The organism is Streptomyces sp. NPDC005423 (assembly GCF_040606415.1).
Classification (GTDB): Bacteria; Actinomycetota; Actinomycetes; order Streptomycetales; family Streptomycetaceae; genus Streptomyces.
In genome coordinates, this window is sequence record NZ_JBEXET010000100.1 from 1 (window position 1) to 3,916 (window position 3,916).

Genomic DNA, 3,916 nt, shown 5'->3' on the forward strand with positions numbered 1-3,916 from the left:
CTACACGGGCTGCTCGACCAGGCGACCACACCGCTCGGCCGCCTCGTCGTGGCCCCCACCGCCGTCCACGCGCTGCCGGTGGGCACGCGTGTAACCCTGTTGGGTCTGCCGGAGTGCGGGGGGGCGGGTGGTCTTCGCAGCATGGCGGCTGAGGATCCCCACCCAGACGGAGACGAGTTCGATCGGTGCCGGTGGGCTCACCGGCACCGATACGGAAGGACGACATGCCCATACGCAACCGCGGCACGGCTGCCGCAGCCGCCATGTTCCTGGCCGGCATGACGGTGCTGAGCGCGCCTCCGGCCCACGGCATGTCCGGCGTGGCCGCCACCCGCCACAAGGCCCCGGCGAGGGCGGGCCACCCCTCCTTCATCAACCGCCCACAGTCCGGCCTGTCACCGGGACGGCCGGCCGGTGAGTCGCTGGCTGCACGCTCGACGGCCGGCACGCACACCGTCGCCTCCGGGAACACGTTGTCGGATATCGCCCGGCAAGCCCTCGGCAACGCACTGCGGTGGGACAGCGTCTACTCCCTCAATCAGCAGAGCATCGAGGATGAGGCCCGTCGGCACGGGTACGCCTCCAGTGACCGGGGCCACTGGATCTTTCCGGGCACCGTACTCACCCTGCCTCAGACACCGGCGGCACTGAAGCAGCCGTCGTCGCGCTTCGAGCCCGCCCCCTGCCCCACCACTTACGGAGAGCTGAAGGACACCCGCTGTGGCTTCCTCGTCGTACCGGAGAACCGGGCCCATCCGTCTGCGCGGACCCTTCGCCTGGCCGTCGCGCTCGTCCGCTCGGCATCACCGAGGCCGCACCCCGATCCGATCGTGTTCTTCACCGGCGGGCCCGGCGCGGACGCCCTCGGGAACATATCGGAACTCACCGAGGCCGGGCTGAACCGCGACCGTGATCTGGTCGTCCTGTCCCAGCGCGGAACGTACTCGTCCCAGCGGCCGCTGACCTGTCCCGAGATCGACCGGTTCTACGGGGAGCGCGTCAGCCTCCTCTACGACGCGCCCTCCACCGGAGACCGATACGTTCAGGCGGCGGCCCGGTGCCGCGAGCGCCTGACAGCCCAGGGAGTCGATCCGGCTGCCTACACCACCAGCGAGAACGCCGCCGACGTGGCGGATCTGCGCAGGGCCCTGGGAATCCGCCAGTGGAACGTCCTGTCGCACTCCTACGGGACACAGCTGGCGCTGACCTATATGCGCATGTTCCCCGAAGGGGTCCGTTCCGTGACCGTCGACGGCGTCGTACCGCCGTCGGTCGCAACGCCCGGCTGGACGTGGAGCAGCATGAGGGAGGCGTTCGACAACATCGTGAGAGCCTGCGCGACCCAGCCCGCGTGCCGGCAGCGCCACCCGGACATCGGTGCCACCTTCCTGCGCATGGTGCGTCAATTGGAGGCTCGTCCGGTCACCACACACGTGACAGTGCCGCAGGTCGGGACGGTGAAGGTTGTCCTCGACGGCGGGGCGCTGCTGAACTGGCTGGTTCGCGCCAGTCACGCCCCCGACACCTTCCCGGTGGGCGTGGACGAGTTGGCCCACGGCCGCCCCGAGCGCATCGCCGAGCAGTGGGCGGCCGCCTGGCTTCCCGGCTCGCAGGGGATGTTCGCCCACGGGTTCTCGCTGAGCGTGTGGTGCAGCGAATGGGTTCCGTTCGAGACCCCCGCCGAGCAGCTCGCCAAGGGGCGGCAAGCCTTCCCCGAGCTCCCCCGCTCGGTCCTGGCCCAGGCGCCGCAGCTGCCGTTCCTCCGTCAGGCATGTCAGGCCTGGGACGTCCCGAAGGCACCCGACTCCGTTCGTGCGGTCACTCGGAGCAGCATTCCCACCCTTGCCATCTCCGGAGGTTTCGACGCCCAGACGGGGGCTCAGTGGGGGCGCTACGTGGCCCGGACGCTTTCCCGCTCCACGGTGGTCACCCTGGCCGGTGTCGCCCACGGGACGTTCGACACTCCGTGCGGGGCAAAGGTGATCACCTCCTTCTTCGACGACCCCGTGAGCCCGGACACCCGGTGCGTGAGCTCCGTGAAGCCGGCGCCGTTCGTCACCGACGGTGAGGGAGCCGGAACCCGTGAATGACGATCTGCTGTCGGCGGGCTCCGACACCGTGGGCTCCACGCCGTCCGGGGTTCCCGGCCTCGCGCGGTGGTCTCGCCGCGGCTTTCTGAGTGCTGCGGCAGCGGTGGGCTGCGCGAGCGTCTCGCTGGGGACGGCAGCGACGGCGGCCGCGTCCCCGCGATCCGCTGTTCACGGCGGTGGCACCGGCGGTACGGAGAACTCACCGTTCAGCGCCCTGGACTCCAAGATCGAGGAGGCCATGCGGGCGTACTCGATCCCCGGAGCGGCGGTGGGCGTGCTCCTGGACGGCCAGGAGTACGTCAAGGGGTACGGGGTCACCAATGTCGACCATCCCGTCCCGGTCGACGGTGACACCGTCTTCCGGGTCGGTTCGACCACCAAGACCTTCACCGGCACGACGATGATGCGGCTGGTCGAGCGGGGCGACGTCGAGCTGGATGCCCCGGTGCGCCGCTACCTCACCGAATTCGCGGTCGCCGACCCGTACGCGTCGGCGCAGGTCACCGTGAGGCAGTTGCTCAACCACAGCGCCGGGTGGCTGGGCGACGACTACCAGGACTTCGGCCCTGGCGACGACGCGCTGGCCCGCTTCGTGGCGTCCATGGCCCGATTGCCGCAACTCACCGCCCCCGGCGAGGTGTTCGCTTACAACAACGCGGCGCTGTGCGTGGCCGGACGGATCATCGAGGTGGTGACCGGCACGGCCTACGAGGCGGCGGTGCGCGAACTGGTCATCGATCCGCTCGGCCTCGACCACACCCGCTTCTCCAGTGATGAGATCGTGGGCTTCAACGTCGCGGCGTCACACAACGTCGTCGACGGAAAGGCCGTGCTGGATCCGTCCTTCTGGCCCCAGCCACGAAGCCTCGCGCCGACCGGCGGCCTGATCTCGAGCGTGCGCGACCAGCTGAGCTGGGCCCGCTTCCACCTTGGGAACGGTACGGCTCCCTACGGCACACGACTGCTGAGCAGGGCATCGCTGGAACAGATGCACTCCAAACCCGGCCCCGGCGGCACGCTGGTCGTGGAACTCGACGGCATGGGAGTCACCTGGATGCTGCGTCCGACCGCACAGGGACCAAGGATCGTGCAGCACGGCGGGACCTGGCCCGGTCAGATCTCGGGCTTCCTGATGGTTCCCAGCCGAGGCTTCGCACTGACCTTGCTGACCAACTCGGAAGGCGGGACGCGGCTCCGGGACGAGCTGTTCACCAACGACTGGGCCCTCAGCCGGTTCGCCGGGGTGACCAACCTGCCGGCCAGGCCCACCGCCATGAGCGGTCAGGAGCTGGCACCCCACGAGGGCCGTTACATCGCCCAGCGGATCAACGACGAGGGCGCCGTGGAGGACGCCGTCATCGAACTGACCCGGTACGACGGACGGCTGCGCGGTACCCAAACGGTCCAGGGCCCGGCCGGCAAGGCCGGGGTCCCCTCCGACGAAGAGGACGCGGTCCAGGACCAGACCAGCGAGGTCGGAGTCGCCTTCTACCGAGAGGACTTCGCACTGGACCTCGCCCCCGACGGCAGACCGGTCGGCACCCGCTCCGACTTCGTGCGCGGACCCGACGGGAAAGTAGTGTGGTGGCGCAACCACGGACGGCTGCACCGCCACCGGACACAGTGACACGCGCGGACGAGGCTCCGGGGGGGTTCGCCGCTCCCCGGGACCCGGTGATGGTCGCGAATTGGGTGTCCTTCCACGTGATCGACACCGAACGCCAGGACTGGACCCGCAGCTGGGCCGCACTCAAGCGGTTCACCGCCCGCGAGGGTCACGCCCGCGTCCCCTGCGGACACAAGGAAGCCCCCGGCCCGTACCCCCT

Annotated in this window: 2 protein-coding genes and 1 pseudogene; all 3 read left to right on the forward strand. The window is 69.9% G+C overall.

Annotated features, from left to right (window positions below; translation table 11 throughout):
• Window positions 1–224 precede the first annotated feature (224 nt).
• A complete protein-coding gene (locus tag ABZT12_RS39165; RefSeq protein ID WP_356394610.1) occupies window positions 225–2,090 on the forward strand; it encodes an alpha/beta fold hydrolase in 1,866 nt (621 codons plus the stop codon).
• Window positions 2,083–3,717, forward strand: a complete 1,635-nt coding sequence (locus ABZT12_RS39170; protein ID WP_356394613.1) for a serine hydrolase domain-containing protein — start codon at window positions 2,083–2,085, stop codon at window positions 3,715–3,717. The genes ABZT12_RS39165 and ABZT12_RS39170 overlap by 8 nt, the downstream gene beginning before the upstream one ends.
• Before the next feature lie 26 nt (window positions 3,718–3,743).
• Window positions 3,744–3,916 (forward strand): annotated as a pseudogene (locus ABZT12_RS39175) (helicase associated domain-containing protein); the annotation flags it as partial.